Source organism: Methyloligella halotolerans, assembly GCF_001708935.1.
Lineage (GTDB): Bacteria > Pseudomonadota > Alphaproteobacteria > Rhizobiales > Methyloligellaceae > Methyloligella > Methyloligella halotolerans.
Window position 1 is genome coordinate 548,856 of sequence record NZ_MASI01000001.1, and the last position, 16,746, is coordinate 565,601.

At 64.3% G+C, this 16,746-nt stretch carries 15 protein-coding genes and 1 pseudogene; 1 reads left to right on the forward strand and 15 read right to left on the reverse strand.

Annotation, left to right across the window (positions count from 1 at the left end):
* Positions 1–27: 27 nt before the first annotated feature.
* The 4 genes from A7A08_RS02740 to yajC form a co-directional block, all read right to left on the reverse strand.
* Positions 28–855, reverse strand: a complete 828-nt coding sequence (locus A7A08_RS02740; protein WP_069093980.1) for a phytoene/squalene synthase family protein — start codon at positions 853–855, stop codon at positions 28–30.
* Between the two features lie 108 nt (positions 856–963).
* A complete protein-coding gene (secF, locus tag A7A08_RS16430; RefSeq protein WP_069093981.1) occupies positions 964–1,914 on the reverse strand; it encodes a protein translocase subunit SecF in 951 nt (316 codons plus the stop codon).
* Positions 1,915–1,924: 10 nt separating this feature from the next.
* Positions 1,925–3,514, reverse strand: a complete 1,590-nt coding sequence (secD, locus tag A7A08_RS16435) for a protein translocase subunit SecD (protein ID WP_245290785.1) — start codon at positions 3,512–3,514, stop codon at positions 1,925–1,927.
* Positions 3,515–3,603: 89 nt separating this feature from the next.
* Positions 3,604–3,978 carry a preprotein translocase subunit YajC gene (gene yajC, locus A7A08_RS02755; protein ID WP_069093983.1) on the reverse strand — a complete coding sequence of 125 codons (375 nt, stop codon included), beginning with the start codon at positions 3,976–3,978 and terminating at the stop codon, positions 3,604–3,606.
* Between the two features lie 175 nt (positions 3,979–4,153).
* Here yajC and A7A08_RS02760 point away from each other — a divergent pair, with 175 nt between their 5' ends.
* Positions 4,154–5,026 carry an ATP-binding protein gene (locus tag A7A08_RS02760; protein WP_069093984.1) on the forward strand — a complete coding sequence of 291 codons (873 nt, stop codon included), beginning with the start codon at positions 4,154–4,156 and terminating at the stop codon, positions 5,024–5,026.
* Between the two features lie 276 nt (positions 5,027–5,302).
* Here A7A08_RS02760 and A7A08_RS02765 read toward each other — a convergent pair whose 3' ends face one another.
* The 11 genes and pseudogenes from A7A08_RS02765 to nagZ all read right to left on the reverse strand — a co-directional run bounded on the left by A7A08_RS02765 (position 5,303) and on the right by nagZ (position 16,680).
* Positions 5,303–6,865, reverse strand: a complete 1,563-nt coding sequence (locus A7A08_RS02765) for a LysM peptidoglycan-binding domain-containing M23 family metallopeptidase (protein WP_069093985.1) — start codon at positions 6,863–6,865, stop codon at positions 5,303–5,305.
* 215 nt (positions 6,866–7,080) lie between these two features.
* Positions 7,081–7,731, reverse strand: a complete 651-nt coding sequence (locus A7A08_RS02770) for a protein-L-isoaspartate(D-aspartate) O-methyltransferase (protein ID WP_069093986.1) — start codon at positions 7,729–7,731, stop codon at positions 7,081–7,083.
* A gap of 79 nt (positions 7,732–7,810) precedes the next feature.
* A complete protein-coding gene (gene surE / locus A7A08_RS02775; protein ID WP_069093987.1) occupies positions 7,811–8,575 on the reverse strand; it encodes a 5'/3'-nucleotidase SurE in 765 nt (254 codons plus the stop codon).
* A gap of 105 nt (positions 8,576–8,680) precedes the next feature.
* Entirely contained in the window at positions 8,681–10,162 is a 1,482-nt protein-coding gene (gene serS / locus A7A08_RS02780) for a serine--tRNA ligase (RefSeq protein WP_069093988.1), read from the reverse strand.
* A 408-nt stretch (positions 10,163–10,570) separates the two neighbouring features.
* A complete protein-coding gene (gene tatC / locus A7A08_RS02785; RefSeq protein ID WP_069094285.1) occupies positions 10,571–11,329 on the reverse strand; it encodes a twin-arginine translocase subunit TatC in 759 nt (252 codons plus the stop codon).
* Between the two features lie 47 nt (positions 11,330–11,376).
* Entirely contained in the window at positions 11,377–12,054 is a 678-nt protein-coding gene (gene tatB / locus A7A08_RS02790; protein WP_069093989.1) for a Sec-independent protein translocase protein TatB, read from the reverse strand.
* Between the two features lie 342 nt (positions 12,055–12,396).
* A pseudogene (gene tatA, locus A7A08_RS16680) lies at positions 12,397–12,534 on the reverse strand (twin-arginine translocase TatA/TatE family subunit); the annotation flags it as partial.
* A 104-nt stretch (positions 12,535–12,638) separates the two neighbouring features.
* A complete protein-coding gene (locus A7A08_RS02800; RefSeq protein WP_141693838.1) occupies positions 12,639–13,715 on the reverse strand; it encodes an ABC transporter ATP-binding protein in 1,077 nt (358 codons plus the stop codon).
* Between the two features lie 110 nt (positions 13,716–13,825).
* Positions 13,826–14,707 carry an SMC-Scp complex subunit ScpB gene (scpB, locus tag A7A08_RS02805; RefSeq protein ID WP_083226382.1) on the reverse strand — a complete coding sequence of 294 codons (882 nt, stop codon included), beginning with the start codon at positions 14,705–14,707 and terminating at the stop codon, positions 13,826–13,828.
* A 24-nt stretch (positions 14,708–14,731) separates the two neighbouring features.
* The gene (locus A7A08_RS02810; RefSeq protein ID WP_083226383.1) at positions 14,732–15,646 is read right to left on the reverse strand and encodes a segregation and condensation protein A; all 915 of its coding nucleotides are present in this window, start codon (positions 15,644–15,646) and stop codon (positions 14,732–14,734) included.
* Between the two features lie 2 nt (positions 15,647–15,648).
* On the reverse strand, positions 15,649–16,680 hold the full coding sequence (gene nagZ / locus A7A08_RS02815; RefSeq protein WP_069093990.1) for a beta-N-acetylhexosaminidase: 1,032 nt from the start codon (positions 16,678–16,680) through the stop codon (positions 15,649–15,651).
* Positions 16,681–16,746: the final 66 nt, after the last annotated feature.

Sequence of the window (16,746 nt, forward strand, 5' to 3'; positions counted from 1 at the left end):
GCGCCCGCCTCTACGAAGACCGGCTGGCTAAGGCCGCCACGTGGTGAGCCGCCACAGTCTGCGCAGCGGATTGATATCGGCCAGGCTGACCATGGGATCTTCGATCGCTTCCAGGGCATCGAGATAGGGCTCGACTAGGGCGAGCGGCTTGAAGGCGGCCTGCGCTTCGCGCGGAAGCGACCGGATCAATGGCTGCGCAGTTTCAAACTCGGCCCGGGCCTGGCGGCGCATTTCACTCATCAGACCGAGAAACGCAGGGTCGGCCTCTCCCGCCAGCAGGCGCTGGGTGGCGCTGGTCTGAAGATTCTGCACGGGCAGATAGAGCCGGTTTCGGGCGGCATGGGCCGTGACCGCCCGCATGAGCCCCGTCAGCCCGTAGGCACGTCCCGCCGCCATGGCCGCGGGCGTGGCGCGCTCGGCGTCGCAGCCCATGAATTCGGCCGCCAGAAGAAAGGCTTGGCCCGCCGTATCGTCGAGATATCTAAACAGGCTCGCGCTGTCCGGCATGATCCGTTCCAGCACGTCGAAACGGCGGGCATGGATCATCGGATCGAGACGCGAAACTGGAATGTCGTGGGTCTTCAGGGCCGCACCCAACGCATCGGCAACGGGGTTTCCGGTGCGCTCGCCCGAGACGGCTACCCGCATCGCGTCCCGCCACCATTGCAGGCGGATCTCGCCCAGTGTCGGCTCGCTGACCTCGTCGGCGATGCGGGCCAGCTCAGCGTTGAATGCGTAAAGTGCGAAAAGAGCGTCGCGGGCGGCCGCCGGCGCGAAGAGTGTCGCCAAATAGCGGTCGGGATCTTGCGCCCGGGCCACGTCGCGAACGGTCTTGCGCCTTTCGGCCTCTTCCAAGGCTGAAGCTCCTTATCCGGCCAGGGATCCCATGGGCCGGAAGGCTGCCATGGATGAAGACTTCGCTGAAGCCTCCATCCCTCCGATCGGGAACCTGGTCCCCCTGCCCTAGACGCTGGCCGGCATACCGGATTTCGGACGCTTGGTCGTGGACGACGCTCCCCAGTCCCGGCGCATGCCCAGAATCAGAAGGAGCGGCGCGGCGACGAAGATCGAGGAGTACGCACCGACGATGATGCCGAACAGCATGGCGATGTTGAAGTTCTCGATCACCTTGCCACCCCACAGATAGAGCGCGAGCACCGCCAGGAAAGTGGTGAAATGGGTCAGCAGGGTACGCGACAGGGTCTCGTTGATGGCGAGATCGATCAGATCGGCCATGGGCAACTTGCGGTATTTCCTCAAATTCTCGCGGATACGGTCGAAGACAACGACCGTATCGTTGAGCGAATAACCAATGATGGTCAGGATTGCCGCGAGCGCCGCCAGATTGAACTCAAGCTGGAGGATACAGAAGAGCCCGATTGCGCCGACCACATCATGAGTCAGCGCCGCGATAGCCGCCACGGCGAACTGCCATTCGAAACGCAGCCACACATAGACGAGGATCGCCAGCATGGCGACAACCACCGCGATGGTGCCCATATAGATGAGCTCGGAGGAAACGGTCGGTCCGACGGTTTCGACCCGGCGATAATCCACCGTGTCGCCGAGCACCCCCTTCACCTTCTCGACCGACGCGGCCTGCGCCTTCTCGGTGCCCTGCTCCTGGATACGGATCAGCACATCGTTGGGCGCGCCGAAACGCTGGATCTGCACCTCGCCGATATCCAGGGCGTTCAGGCTGGACCGCAGCTCGGCGAGATCCGCCTCCTGGGACTTGGTGCTGATCTCGATCAGGGTGCCGCCCTCGAAGTCGATGCCGTAGTTGAGGCCATAGGTCTGCAAGGCCACCAACGACAGGACCATCATCAGGGCTGAAACAAAGAAGCTGATGCCCCGCATGCCGACGAAATCGACTTTCGTGTCCGGCGGGACGAAACTGAAGCCTCGGAACATCGCGCGTCTCCTAAATCGGCACGACTTGCGGCCGGGTCCAGCGCAGCCAGAAAGCCACGATCATCCTGGAGAAGGTCACGGCGGTGAACATCGAGCAGAGAATGCCGATGCACAGGGTCACGGCAAAGCCGCGCACCGGGCCGGACCCGAGCCAGAACAGGACCAGGGTGGAAATCAGGGTGGTGACGTTGGAGTCGATAATCGTGGCCATGGCGCGGGAATAGCCCGCATCGATGGCCGCAAGCGGCGACTTCCCGGCTCTGACCTCCTCGCGTATGCGCTCGAAGATCAGCACGTTGGAATCGACCGAGATACCGATCACCAGAACGATGCCGGCGATGCCGGGCAGCGTGAGGGTCGCGCCGATGAGCGATAGCGCGGCAAAGATCAGGATGGCGTTCAACAGAAGCGCCAGATCTGCGAACAGGCCGAACAGGCCGTAGGCCAGCACCATGAAGACCGCCACGGCGATCACCGCGATAACGGCGGCGCGCTTGCCCGAGGCAATGGAGTCTGCGCCGAGGCTCGCCCCGACGGTGCGTTCCTCGATCGGTGTCAGCTTTGCAGGCAATGCGCCGGACCGCAGCAGAATGGCGAGGTCGTTGGCCTCCTCGACAGTGAAATTGCCGCTGATCTGGCCGCTGCCGCCGAGGATGGGCTCCTGGATGCGCGGCGCGGAGATCACCTTGCCGTCAAGCACGATGGCGAAGGGCAGACCGACATTCTCCTGGGTGGCGCGCGCGAACCGCTTGGCCCCGGTAGAATCGAAGCGGAAAGACACGATGGGTTCGCCGGTCCGCCCGTCGAAGCCCGGCTGGGCATCCACGAGATTCTCGCCGCTGACCAGCACGTCATCCTTCAAGACGTACGGGATCTTCGCGTCGTCCGCCGAGTAGGTGAGGATGGAGCCGGCGGGCGGACGCTTGCTCGCCTCGACCTCCTGGGGATTGGCGGACGGATCCACCATCTGGAAGTCGAGCTTGCCGGTCTCGTTGATCAGCCCCTTCAGACGCTGCACGTCCTGGATGCCCGGAAACTGGACCAGAATGCGGTCGCGGCCCTGGCGCTGAATGCTCGGCTCGGAGGTGCCGAACGCATCGATGCGGCGGCGGATCGTCTCGATGGAGGATTCGATCGCGCCGTTGATGCGCTGGGTCAGGCCCGCATCGGTGATGGTCAGGGTGACGGTGCGATTCTCGCCGCCCTGGACGGAGATGTTGCGCTCGCCGCTCATCCCGAAACCGGAGGTATCGATGGGAACGGACAGCTCCTTGAGGGCGCTGACCGCCTTGTCGAAATCGGAGTTGTCGCGAATGCGCACCGAGACGCTCTTGGTCTTCGGGTTGGCCTGGAGGTTGGTGTAGCCGATGCGGTCGTCGCGCAGGGCGGAACGGGTCTCGCCGCGCAAGGTCTTGAGCCAGTCGTCGACGAGCTGCTTCTCGTCGATCTCATAAAGAAGATGGGCGCCGCCCTGGAGATCGAGGCCGAGATTGACCTGCTTGTGGGGCAGCCAATCCGGCACGTCCGCCATGGTCTTGGACGGGAAAACGTTGGGGAGTGCATAGGCTACGCCGCCGATGACGACGAGAAGAATCAGCACCACCTTCCATCTTGGGAATTGCAGCATCGCCGCGGAGCTCCGGATTGACTAGGCGAGGTGGCCGGACGGCCGAGAGCGGACAAGGCGCATCAGGAGGCGCTCCCGCCCTTGGAGCGGCCGCCGGGCTTGGCCGGTGTCTTGTCGTTGTTGTTGGCGGGCTCGGGCTTGCCGCGAACCTCGGAGATGGTCGATTTCAGCACGCGAATGCGAACGCCTTCCGAAACCTCGACCTGGATCTCGTCGTCATCGACCTTGGTGATCTTGCCGAGGATGCCGCCGGCGGTGACGACATTGTCGCCCCGGCGCAGAGATCCGATCATGTCCTGATGGGCTTTCATCCGCTTCTGCTGCGGACGGATCATCAGGAAATACATGATGCCGATGATCAGAACAGTCGGGATCAGGAGACTATTGAAGTAGTCCATTGCGCCCGGAGCAGCTTGGGCTAAGACCGGCTCGATCATTTGCTCCCATCCCTCGTATTACATAAATTATGGCCGCCCAGTCGAAGGGCTTGATAAAGGAGGGAAACCCCTCCCCGCGTTTGGCGCGACTATAGCCAGCTAACGCGCCTTTGCAACGGCTGTGAGGGCATCGTAAAGCCTGTTTCTCGCAATCTTTCTCCCGGCAGAACCATCAATGACCTCTGAGACGAAGACCGAGAGCCTGTTGGCTCGAATCGCGGACGCGTTGGACCGCATGGCGCCCGCAAATCGCAAGGCGCCCGATTTCGGTGCGGCGGATGCGTTTGTGTGGCAGGCGGAGCGCGAGGCCCTGCAGCCGGTGGCTGCGGTCAACCGCCAACCCCTGCCCCTGCTCAAGGGCATCGACCATATGCGCGACACGTTGGTGGAGAACACCGAGCGTTTCGCTCACGGGCTACCCGCCAATAACGCGCTTCTCTGGGGCGCGCGGGGCATGGGCAAGAGTTCTCTGGTGAAAGCTGTCCACGGCGCGGTCGCAGAACAGGCCGCAGGCGAGGCCGAGACGCCCGACCTCAAGCTCATCGAGATTCACCGGGAGGATATCGGCTCCCTGCCCCAGCTTCTTCATCTGCTGAGAGATGCGGAGTACCGGTTCATCCTGTTCTGCGACGACCTCTCGTTCGAGGCGCAGGACACCTCCTACAAGTCGCTGAAGGCGGTGCTGGAGGGCGGTGTCGAAGGCCGGCCGGAGAACGTGATCTTCTACGCAACCTCCAACCGTCGGCATCTCCTGTCCCGGGAGATGATCGAGAACGAGCAGTCCACGGCGATCAATCCGTCAGAGGCGGTGGAGGAATCGGTGTCCCTCTCGGACCGGTTCGGCTTGTGGCTCGGCTTCCACAATTGCAGCCAAAATGACTATCTGGAGATGGTCCGAGGCTACGCCGCGCATTACGGGCTCGACATCTCCGATGAGGAGTTGCGTCGAGAGGCGCTGGCCTGGGCCATGGGCCGGGGCAGCCGCTCGGGCCGCGTGGCCTGGCAGTATATCCAGTCGCTTGCGGGGCGGCTGGGGAAGCGGTTTTAGACACGCTCGCCTCGGGAAGCCAGTCATCCCCGGCCCTGTGCCGGGGATCCATAACCCCTGCGGGCGTTCTTTCAACGGGCGCCGGTGTTCATGGATGCCCGGGACGAGCCCGGGCATGACGACGTGTTTTGCGGGACCATTTTCCCAAAACCCGCAACGGGCTCCTACTCTCCCGACGAGGAGGCGTGGTTGGCGACCCCCAAACGAAAAAGGGGCGAGCCTCGGCTCACCCCTGATTCAATCTCTTCTGAAACCCGTCTCTTCGGAAACCGGTCCCTAGTTCGCGCCGGCGGTCGCCGTGCTCATATATTTGAGCGGATCGACCGGGCGAGATCCTTTACGCAGCTCGAAGTGGAGCTGCGGCTGGCTGACCGAACCCGTGGCGCCGGCTTGAGCGATGGTCTGGCCGCGGGTCACCTTGTCGCCGCGCTTGACGGTAACGTTCTCGTTGTGGGCGTAAGCCGAGACCCAGTTGTTGGAGTGCCGGATCAGCACCAGGTTGCCGTAGCCCTTCAGCTCGTTGCCCGCATAGGCGACGACGCCATTCTCGGCGGCCTTCACGGACGTGCCCTGGGGCACGGAAATGTCGATGCCGTCGTTATGACCCCCATCAGCACGGGAGCCGAACTTGGAGATCACGCGGCCATTCACGGGCCAGCGGAAGCGCTGACCGGACATGGGATCGGGCGACGGAAGAGATTTGGTGCTCGCGACCTGGCTGCCGCTGGCGGGTGCGGTGCTCGCCTCCTGCTGCGGCTCGGGCTGGCTCTGCTTGGCGAAGTCGGGCGACTCGACCTTCTGAGTCCGCACAACCCGCACGTTGCTGTCGCTTTCGGCCTGCTGGGCCGGCGGCTGCGGAGCGGCGGGCGCCGTCTGCGGCTGTTGGCTGCGGGCCTGAACCGTCGGCTGAGGCGTGCTGCCGCCGCTCGGGATCTTCAGCTCCTGGCCGATCTGCAGGCTGCGCGCATTGCTGATGTTGTTGGCGCTCGCGAGGGCCTGCTCGGTCACGCCGTGCTTGCGGGCGATGGAGCTCAGGCTGTCGCCGGCCTGGATGATGTAGGAATCGTCCTCCACCGTCGCACCCTTGGCCGGGATGACGATCTTCTGGCCAGCCGTCAGGGCAATGCCCGACAGGCCGTTGGCCTTCTGGATCGCTTCCACCGACACGCCGTAGCGCAGGGAATAGAGATAGAGGCTGTCACCGTTCTGGACGGTGATGGTCTTGGAGCCCGGACCGGTCAGCGCAGCACGGTCGGCGGAGGCGACGCGCTGGGGCGGCATAGCGGGCTGCTTCGGCGCGGGCGGCGTGTAGACCGCCTGCTGCACCGGGTATTTGTTGGTCGAGCCGGAATAGCTGCTGGTGGTGTCGTCGTTCGGCCGATAGGACACGGGCGTCGGCTTGTAGCTGTTGCCGCCGGTATACGAATTTCCACCGCTGTAGGAATTGCTCGAATAGCTGTTCCCGCCGCCGCTGTAGCTGTTGCTGCCGCTATAGCTGCTGCCGCCGCTATTGTTGCTCGCGTAACCGGTTCCGCTGGTATAGCGGCCGCGGCTGTCGAAGCCCGGCGTGGTGCGCGGTGGCGTGGCGCTGGCATATTGGTTCGAACCGCCGCCGCCATAGGAGCCGCCGCTGCCGCCATAGACGGATTCCGGCGGAACCGGGCCGAGAGAGGCGGTTGTGGTCTCGTCGTAACCGCTGCCGCCGTTGCTCGACAGGCTGTAGGCCGGACTATCGAAGCGGGAGCTGTTGCTGCACCCCGCCACGCCGGCGGTGGCAATGGCGGCTGCAGCCAGAATTGAGCCGCGCCCAAGGGTCGACCAAAATGCCGTTTCCCTCATACCCAGAAACCCCCGTACTCCAAACTTTCTAATCGAAGCGGCAGTTAAGCGCCGATGGGGTAAACAGCGTCTTAACACCGCTCCCTGATTGGTGAGGATGGGCATGATTTCGCTGTCCTTTTCATCGGCGATGCCGTCTGGGGCCGAGAGTTCTCCACGGGTCCGCCATTCGGGCTGGTAGCGTCGCGGCGCCCCTGAAACCCTGAGGATTCGCGTCATGAGCGTTTCACCCTGCCCTTCACCAGCGGCACGAATCGCACCGGCAGGAGCGATCTTTCCGTGAATTCGTCGTCTTCGCCAAATTTGTCGACCTGGACGAGGGATTGAGAGTCCCGGTTCTCGCCGATGGGGATGATCATCCGTCCGCCGACCTTCAGCTGATCGACCAGGGCTTCCGGCAATTCGGGCGCCGCCGCGGTGACGATGATGCGGTCGAACGGCGCCTGGGGCGGCCAGCCGATCCAGCCGTCGCCGATGATCGTGCTGACATTGTCGATACCGAGCGCTTCGAAGTGATCGTCGGCGAGCTTCTGCAATTCCCGGTAGCGTTCGATGGTGTAGACGTGGCGGCAAAGCTGGGAGAGCACTGCGGCCTGGTAACCGGAGCCGGTGCCGATCTCGAGCACGGTGTGATGATCCGCCACCTCCAGCGCCTCGGTCATGAAGGCGACCACGTAGGGCTGAGAGATGGTCTGCCCGCATTCGATGGGCAGCGCGATATCCTGATAGGCGTGCTTGAGGAAGGACGGCTCGACGAAGACGTCACGCGGCACGAGCTCCATGGCGCGCAGGACCCGCGTGTCGCGGATGCCGCGACGCCTGAGCTGCATGATCAGCCCGATCTGGTCTTGGGCGCTTGCCGCCATAAGGGGACTGCTCCGAATCAGAGTCGGTCCCGGAATATCCGACGATTCTAGGCTGTTACGCCATGGCCGCGATGCGGATTCAGCTTTTCAGCGCTTTTTGGAGCTGCTCGCAGGTGGGCTGGTGCGTGAAGTCGAGACAGAGCGGCGTCACGGAGATGGCCTTGTTGCGCACCGCCCAGATGTCGGTGCCCTCAGGGGGCTCGGCCATTTCGCGGTTCACGCCGATCCAATAATAGGCCTTGCCGCGGGTATCCATGCGGTCGTCGATATTGAGCAGATCCGGCGAGCGCTGGCCCATACGCGTGACTTCAACGCCGGTTACCTCGTCGGGCTGGCAATCGGGAAAGTTCACGTTGAGCAGCACGCCCCTGGTCCAATCCGTGTCGAGAAGCTGCCGGACGACCTTGGCGCCGTGGGTGAGCGGGGTCTCCCAGATCGGAACGCCCTGCTCCATGGGTCCGGTCACCAGGCTCAGCGCGATGGAGCGGATGCCGAGCAGCGTGCCTTCGATGGCGCCTGCGACGGTGCCGGAATAGGTCACGTCGTCGGCCACGTTTTGTCCGCGATTGACGCCGGAAAGGATGAGATCCGGCGGATGATCGAGCAGGAGCGAGCGGACCGCCATGATCACGCAATCGGTCGGCGTGCCCTTCACCGCGTAGCGCTGCTGACCGAGCTCGCGCAGGCGGAGGGGTTCCGCCAGGGTCAGGGAATGGGAGGCGCCGCTATTATCAGTCTCCGGCGCGACGACCCAGACGTCGTCGGAGAGCTCGTGGGCGATCTCCTCCAGAACCTCGATCCCGGCCGCCTCGACGCCGTCGTCATTGGTCACAACGATTCTCATACTCACCTACTGCTCACCCTGCATGCTTGTTCTCGAGCCGGCGGCCGTGACCCGATTACCGGCCACCAGCGACGTCTTCGTGTTCCTCGTCCGTGCGGAGAGGCCTCAACGCTTGGGAGGATCGATTCTTTCCATGCCACCCATATAGGGCTTCAGCACGTCGGGAATGCGAATGCCGCCGTCCGCCTCCTGGTAATTCTCCATGACGGCAATCAGCGCGCGCCCGACAGCGACGCCGGAGCCGTTCAGGGTATGGACGAGGCGGTTGTCCTTGCCGTCCTTCACCCGGTAGCGGGCATTCATGCGACGGGCCTGGAAATCGCCGCATACCGAGCAGGACGAGATTTCGCGATAGGCATCCTGCCCCGGAAGCCAGACTTCAATGTCGTAGGTCTTGCGGGCCGAGAACCCCATGTCGCCAGTCGACAGCGTCACGACGCGATACGGGAGGCCGAGACGCTGGAGCACGGTCTCGGCGCAGCCGGTCATACGCTCCAGCTCGTCAAGGGACTCATCCGGCGTCGTGATGGAGACCATCTCGACCTTGGAGAACTGGTGTTGGCGGATCATGCCGCGGGTGTCGCGGCCCGCAGCCCCTGCTTCGGCCCGGAAGCACGGGGTGAAGGCGGTGACGCGTTTGGGGAGCGTGTCCTCGGGGACGATCTCCTCGCGGACAAGATTGGTGAGCGGCACTTCGGCGGTCGGGATGAGCCAGCATTCGTGATCGTCGATGACAGGTTTGGCCCCGACCACCACCCCCTGGTCCAGGTGAGGATTCCGCAAATCCATCAAGCCGACGAAGCGTCTTTTTAGCTCATCTTTCCGTGGCCCGAGGAATTCTACAGACAGAGTGCCTGACTCTGAGCCGACGGTTACACGGAACTCCTCGTCTCCAAGCGCGACCTTTGATTTGGCCTGAAACTGGTCATCTCGAAACTTCGGCAACTGGCCGGTGCCGAACATGGTGTCGTCGCGGACTAAAAGCGGCGGCGCCACTTCGGTATAGCCGTGCTCGCTCGTGTGAAGGTCGAGCATGAAGTGTCCCAGGGCGCGCTCCAGGCGCGCGAGCGCCCCTTGCAGCACCACGAAGCGGGCGCCGGACATCTTGGCGGCGGTCTCGAAATCCATCAGGCCCAGGTCTTCGCCGAGCTCGAAATGCTGCTTCGCGTCAAAGCTTAGGCTGGGCAGCTCACCCCATTTCCGAATCTCGACATTGGCCTCCTCGTCCGGCCCGACCGGCACGTCGTCGAGAGGCATATTCGGAATGCCCGCAAGGAGATCGCGGAGTTCTGTATCGATGGCACGCTCGGCATCCTCGCCCTGCTTCACCTCGTCTTTCAGGCCGGCGACCTCGTCCATGAGGGATTGGGCGAGCGTCTCGTCCTTCGCCTGCTTGGCCTTGCCGATCTCCTTGGACGCAGCATTGCGGCGCTCCTGGGCGTCCTGCAATTTCTGAATCGTCTCACGACGTTGTTCGTCCAGCTTGAGGATCTGATTCAACTGGGCTTGGGGATCGTCGAAGCCGCGATTTGTCAGGCCCTCGACGAAGGCGTCCTGGTTATCGCGAATCCATTTGATGTCGAGCACGAGGGACCCTGTTCTTTTCGCCGCTGAAAGTCGTCTCCCCTATACGGCGATAGCCGAGCTTTGTCATGGGGGGCCTTCCTGTGACTCCGTGAGGCCCGGGCTCGCCCCAGGCATCCAGGGCCGGAAGCTCCAGTACGACTTGCCCTGGATTGCCGGATCAAGTCCGGCAATGACGTGGAATGTGTGGCTGGGGGCCTGCATGGTTCGGGACGCGGGCTGCGCCCGCCCTCACCATGAGAATCTAGATCAGCGTTGCTTCTAATATCGGCGTCATGCCCGGCCTTGTGCCGGGCATCCATGACCACCGTGCTGAATCATTTATTCCGTGTTCATGGATCACCGGGACAAGCCCGGTGATGACTCAGAATTTGATCGCGCCCGACGGATCCAAGCTCGAGCGCTTTCCCACTACTCGTCGGACTTATCGTCCTCGTCCGCCTCTTTCGCCTGATCGCGTTTCTTTTCGGCCATGGAGACCGCGAGGATCGACAGTTCGTAGAGGAGGATGGTCGGGATCCACAGGGCGAGCTGGCTGATGGGATCGGGCGGCGTCAGGACCGCGGCGATGACCACCATGACCATGATGGCGTGGCGGCGATATTTCCGGAGCCAGTCGGCGGTAATGATGCCGGCGCGGGCCAGCAGCGTCAGCACCACAGGGAGCTGGAAGCAGACCCCGAACGCCAGGATCAGGGTCATGATCAGGCTGAGATACTCGCTGACCTTGGCGGTCAGCGCGATTTTCACCCCGTCCTCTCCCGATTGCTGCATGGAGAGGAAGAAGGTCATGGCGAGCGGCATGGCCAGGAAATAGACCAGCGCCGCGCCGAGCAGGAACAGCACGGGCGTCGCCGCCAGGAACGGCAGGAAGGCCCGCCGCTCGTTCTTGTAGAGGCCCGGCGCCACGAACATGTAGAGCTGGCTGGCGATCACCGGAAAGGCGATGAACACGGCGCCGAACAGGGCGAGCTTCATCTCGGTGAAGAAGAATTCCTGGGGCGCGGTGTAGATCATCTCGATGGGCGTGTTGACGCCCGCCGCCCAGCGGTAAGGCCAGAGCAGCAGATTGTAGATTTGCTTGGCAAAGGCGAAGCACAGGATGAAGGCCGCGCCCACCGCGAGAAGCGACCAGAGGAGTCGCCGGCGCAGCTCGACCAGGTGATCCATCAGCGGCGCTTTGCTCGCGTCGATATCGTCCTGATCGTCGTCGGCGCTCACGAGGATTGCTCCTTGGCTCCGCCCTTGCCCCGGGGCTTGGCGCCACCGCGCGGCTTAGCTGTGCCCGATGCGGCCCGCTTGGTCCCGCCGGGCTTCGGGGGCGCCTTGGCGGATGCGGGCTTCGCCGCGGCGGAGGCCTTGCCCGCGCCCGTCGTGGCAGAGCCGGCCTTCGCGCTGGCCGCGGTCTTCCGAGATGTCTTTCCACCGGCCTTCGAAGCGGTTGCCGCCGTCGTCCTGGATTTGGACGCGGCGCTGCCGGAAGTGGATTTGCCTGTCTTAGTAGCGCTTGGCTTCTTGGTCGTGCCGGAGGACGCGGCCTTTCGGGCAGCGGATGCTTGCGTTGGCGACTTGCGCGCGGTCGTGTTCGCGGCCTGCGCTGTTTCCTTCGGCTGATTCTGCGGATGCGCCCGCGCCTCTTCGGGCGCTGGAAGCATCGGCGGACCCTTCACCCGCTCGGGCATGTCGACCGCTTCCTGGTAGCGGCGCTGCATCTCCTCCAGCTCTGCACCGCTAAGAGCCTGATCGAACTGATTCTGAAAGTCGCTGGCCATGCGGCGGATCTTGCCGGCGTAGTGGCCGAAGGTTCGCATCAGGCGGGGTAGATCCTTCGGCCCCACCACCACGATGGCCACCACCGCGATGACCAGAAGCTCCATCCAGCCGATGTCGAACATGGGTGCTGTCTTATTGGTTCACGGTCACCGGTCGGCGCCGCGTCTCGCCCGAATGCCGGATCAACCGGATTTGCGGCTGGAGCCGCTGGACGACTTCCGGGTGGTCGATTTGCTGCCGGACGTCTTGCGGGCGCTGGCCGTGGTCTTCTTCGCGCTCGTGCCGGTACGGCTGGAGGTCTTGCGGGCCGCCGCCGGCTTGGCCGCGGCCTTGGTGGTTGCACGACGGGCGGGCGCCTTCTTGGCCGGCTTCGGCGACGGGGGCGGCTCGACAGGCTGATGCTCGATAACCTGGGGCTCGGCCCGGGCGACCCGCTCCGCGGGCGTATCCTCTTCGCGCACATCGTCGTCCTCGGCGAGCCCCTTCTTGAAGCTCTTGATGCCCTTGGCGACGTCGCCCATGAGATCGGAGATCTTGTTCCGTCCAAACAGAAGGATGAACACGACCAAGACGATTAGAATGTGAGCCCAGCTTAGCCCCATGAAGAGCCTCTCGATTTCGTAGCGCGCACCGGATGGCAGGGAAGATTTCGCACACTATGACAGGAAAGCCCCACGGGCCGCAAGCCGGTCAGCGGATATAGCCCCTATTGGGCAGAGGCGCCTTGTCCTGCGAAAATCAACGGGGCATTGGCGGCCACGCCAAGCCCGGTTTCCGTGCCCGGCGGCGGCGCATCGCCCGGCGGGCGAAGGAAAATCGGGCGGTCGAGACCAGCCACCGCAAGCTCGACCAGCAGCACGTCTCCGAGAAAGCGGCGGTCCACGATTCGGGCGGAGGTACCTTCGCCTGCCGGCAGAAGCTTCAGATCCCGCTGGCGAATGCATACCACCACGGCGCTGCCATCGGCATGGCCGTCCGCTTCGAAACTGCCGAGGGGGGTCTCCGCCCTGCCCGCGGTCACCCGCGCCGGAATCTCGTTGAGATCGGAGAAGAAACGCGCCGCGAAAATATCGTTCGGCGCGACATAGAGCTCTTCCGCCGAGCCGAGCTGCATCAGCCGCCCGTCCCGCAAGAGGGCGATGCGATCGCCCATGCGCATGGCCTCTTCGCTGTCATGGGTCACCACGATGGCAGTGGCGCCGGTCTCCCGGAGGATGGCGAGGGTGTCATCGCGCATACGGTCCCTGAGGCGGGAATCGAGATTGGAGAACGGCTCATCCATCAGAAGCACGCCAGGCCGCGGCGCGATGGCCCGGGCGAGCGCAACGCGCTGCTGTTCGCCGCCCGAGAGAACGTGGGGATAACGCCCGGCATAGGCGTCCAGTCCGACCCGGTCCAGGGCCATCATCGCTTCCCGCCGCGCCTCGGCCCGGCCGAGATCGCGCAGGCCGTAGGCGACGTTCTGCACGACCGTCAGATGGGGAAACAACGAGTAGTCCTGGAACATCAGGCCAATGCCGCGCTTCTCGGGAAGCACGAAACGGCTCGGCCCCGCCACCTCCTCGCCGTCAAGAAGCACGCGCCCGCTGGTCGGCCGCTCCACGCCGGCTGCGATGCGCAGTAGGGTGGACTTGCCGCAGCCGGACGGGCCGAGCAGGCAAAGGATCTCACCGGGAGGAATATCGAGGCTGACATCGTTCAGCGCCGAAGTCCGGCCGAACTTCCGCCCGACGCGATCGAAGATGAGAGGCTTGGCGAAACTGACGCCAGCCTTGGGCGTCACGTCGGGTCGCGCCGGTGTAGAGCCGGCCTGACCTCCATCTCCGGGATCCCGGCGCAGCGCTTTCAGGAACTCCAACACATCGATCCGGCTGCCGACCTCACGAAGGTCCCTCAGCCGCTCCCATCGCGCTCTGGATCGGACAACGCCGTGGTGACGTTGTCCTCACCCTCGGATTCAGCGGTTCCGGGCTCGGCATCCGCTTTTGCGTTCGCATCTGAACCCTCGTCCTCGTCATCGGACTCCGGGGCCGCTTCGTCGAACTCGTCGAATTCGCCGTCCTCCAGCGGATCCTCGTCGTCGCGAAGCTCGGCGGAATCGTTGGGCGACGGCATGGCGAAGCCGGGCGGCAGGCTCGAATCGAGCAAACCCGCCCCTTTCAGCTCGGCGAGGCCGGGCAGATCGTCGATGCAGTCGAAGCCGAAATGCTCGAGGAAATAAGGCGTCGTGCCGTAAGTCACGGGACGGCCCGGGGCGCGGCGCCGGCCGCGCAGCTTCACCCAGCCCGTTTCCAGCAGCACGTCCAGAGTGCCCTTGGAGATGCTGACGCCGCGGATCTCCTCGATCTCGGCGCGGGTGACCGGCTGGTGGTAGGCGATGATGGCGAGGGTCTCCAGAGCCGCACGGGACAGGCGGCGCTGCTCGACGGCTTCGCGCTCCAGCAGGAAGCCGAGATCCTCCGCGGTGCGGAAGGCCCATTTGCCGGCGACGCGGACCAAGTTCACGCCGCGCCCTGCATACAGGCCCTGAAGCTCCTCGATTAGCGCCGAGACGTCCTCGTCGGCGGCAAAATGCCGGCCGAGGGTCTTCTCGTCCAGCGGCTCGCTCGCGGCAAACAGCAGCGCCTCCACGATGCGCAGCTTCTCGCGCCGGTCGGCGGAGGGAAGCGACGTGACGTTGGAGGGGAACGGGAGAGGCAAGCCCAGCTCGGGCCGGCCGGCATCGTGTTCCTCTTCTTCCACCTTTGCGGCTCTCTCCAGGTTCTTGACTGTCATCCGCGACCTCGTTCTCGTGTCTCTCTAGTGCGTTTCTTCGGCAGTCCTGTGGCGGTCCGTACCGCCCTCTTCCGATCCTTCGCGGCGGCGCACCAGAAGCGGCGCAAACACCTTAGACTGGCGGAGCTCGACAGCCCCTTCCCGCGCCATCTCCAGGCTGGCATTGAGCCCGCTGGCGAGCGCCGTGCGCCGAATCTCCGGATCGACCAGGAACTCGGCGAAAAGATCGTTGAGGGGCGCCCAGTCGACGGCCATGCCGAGCAGCCGTTCGAGCTCGCCGCGGGCTTCCTTGATGGACCAGACGGTGCGCTTCTTCACGTTAAATGCGCGAACGGAATTTCGCTGGCGCTGCTGGGCGTAAGCCTTCAGCAGGTCATAGACATTGGCGTCATAGATCTGGCGGCGCATCACGCGGATCGGCTCCGGGTCGCCGCGTCTGAAGATGTCGCGGCCCAGACGCTTGCGGTTCATCAGGGTGGCGGCGGCCTCGCGCATGGCATCGAGGCGCTTCAGCCGGAACTGCAGCATCAGGGCCATCTCCTCGCCGGAGAGCCCTTCCTCGTCGTCCTCCTCGTCGGGGAGGAGCAGCTTGGACTTGATGAAGGTCAGCCATGCCGCCATGACGAGATAGTCGGCGGCAAGCTCCAGGCGCAGCTTGCGCGCGTCCTCGATGAAGCTGAGATATTGCTGGGCGAGCGCCAGGACGGAGATCTTTGACAGATCCACCTTCTGGGTGCGGGCCATGGCGAGCAGCAGGTCGAGAGGGCCTTCGAAGCCCTCCACATCGACGACGAGGGCCTCGTTGGGGTCGCTCTCCCGCAAGGGATCGTCGTCCCAAGAGGCGAAATCAGGATCGGCCGGCGGTGCCTTGGAGGGCGCGGCCTGTTTCGACCCGGCGTCGACGCTCTCTTCTTCCTGGGAGATCTCGTCTTCGGCCATGGCTAGCCTTCCGCCCAGACGATGGGCGTGCCCTGGACCTGGGCGAGCATGGCGAGCGCCTCTTCGTGGTCGAAGGGCTCCGGGGCATGGAGCGCCGCGATGGCGCGGTCGAAGCGGGATTTCGGCTCGCCCGTTAGCGCGGGCACGGCCTCGGCGACGTCTTCCATCTCGGACAGCGCGCCACTGCAGTGAAGGGCGACATCGCAGCCGGCCGCGATGGCCGCTGCCGCCTTCTCCCGCATGGTGCCTGAAAGCGCCTTCATGCCGAGGTCGTCACACATCACGAGTCCTTCGAGGCCGATGGTCTTCCGAATCACTTCCCCCATTATAACGGGCGAGGTGCTGGCTGGACGGTCGGAATCGAAAACAGGCAGAAGGACGTGGGCGGTCATGGCGAGCGGCGCGTCCTTCAACGCCTGGAACGGCTTGAAGTCGACTGCCGCCAGTTCCTCTTGGGTCGCATCGATCTTGGGCAGAGACAGATGGCTGTCGGCTTCGGCACGACCGTGGCCGGGCACGTGCTTGATCACCGGCAAAACGCCGCCGGCGAGATAGCCGTCCATGACGGCCCGGCCGAGGATCGCGATGGTTTCGGGATCGGTGCCGTAGGCGCGATCGCCGATAATCTCATGGGCCCCCGGCTGGGGCACGTCGAGCACGGGGGCGCAATTGGTGTTGATGCCGAGGGCATGGAGCTGGTGGGCGATGAGACGGGCGCCGTAGAAGGCGGCCCGCTTCCCGGCCTCGGCATCCTTGGCGTAGAGGTCGCCATAGGCCCGGGCGGGCGGCATTTGCGGCCATGTCGGCGGCTTGAGACGTTGCACCCTGCCCCCTTCCTGATCGATCAGGATGAGGATTTCTTCGCTGCCGACCGCCTGCTTGAAGCTGTCGGTGAGCGCGCGGATCTGTTCCGGCGTCTCGCAATTGCGGGCAAAGAGGATGAGGCCGCAGGGGCGGCTCCGTCCGAAAAAGCTGCGCTCGGCCTCGGAAAGCTCCGGACCCGCGCAACTCGCTATGAAGGCTTGGAATGCCATTCAAGCGGGCTATCCGGGGCGGCTCACCCCGTCAAGCCCGCTTATTGACTGCGTCCACCGCTTTGG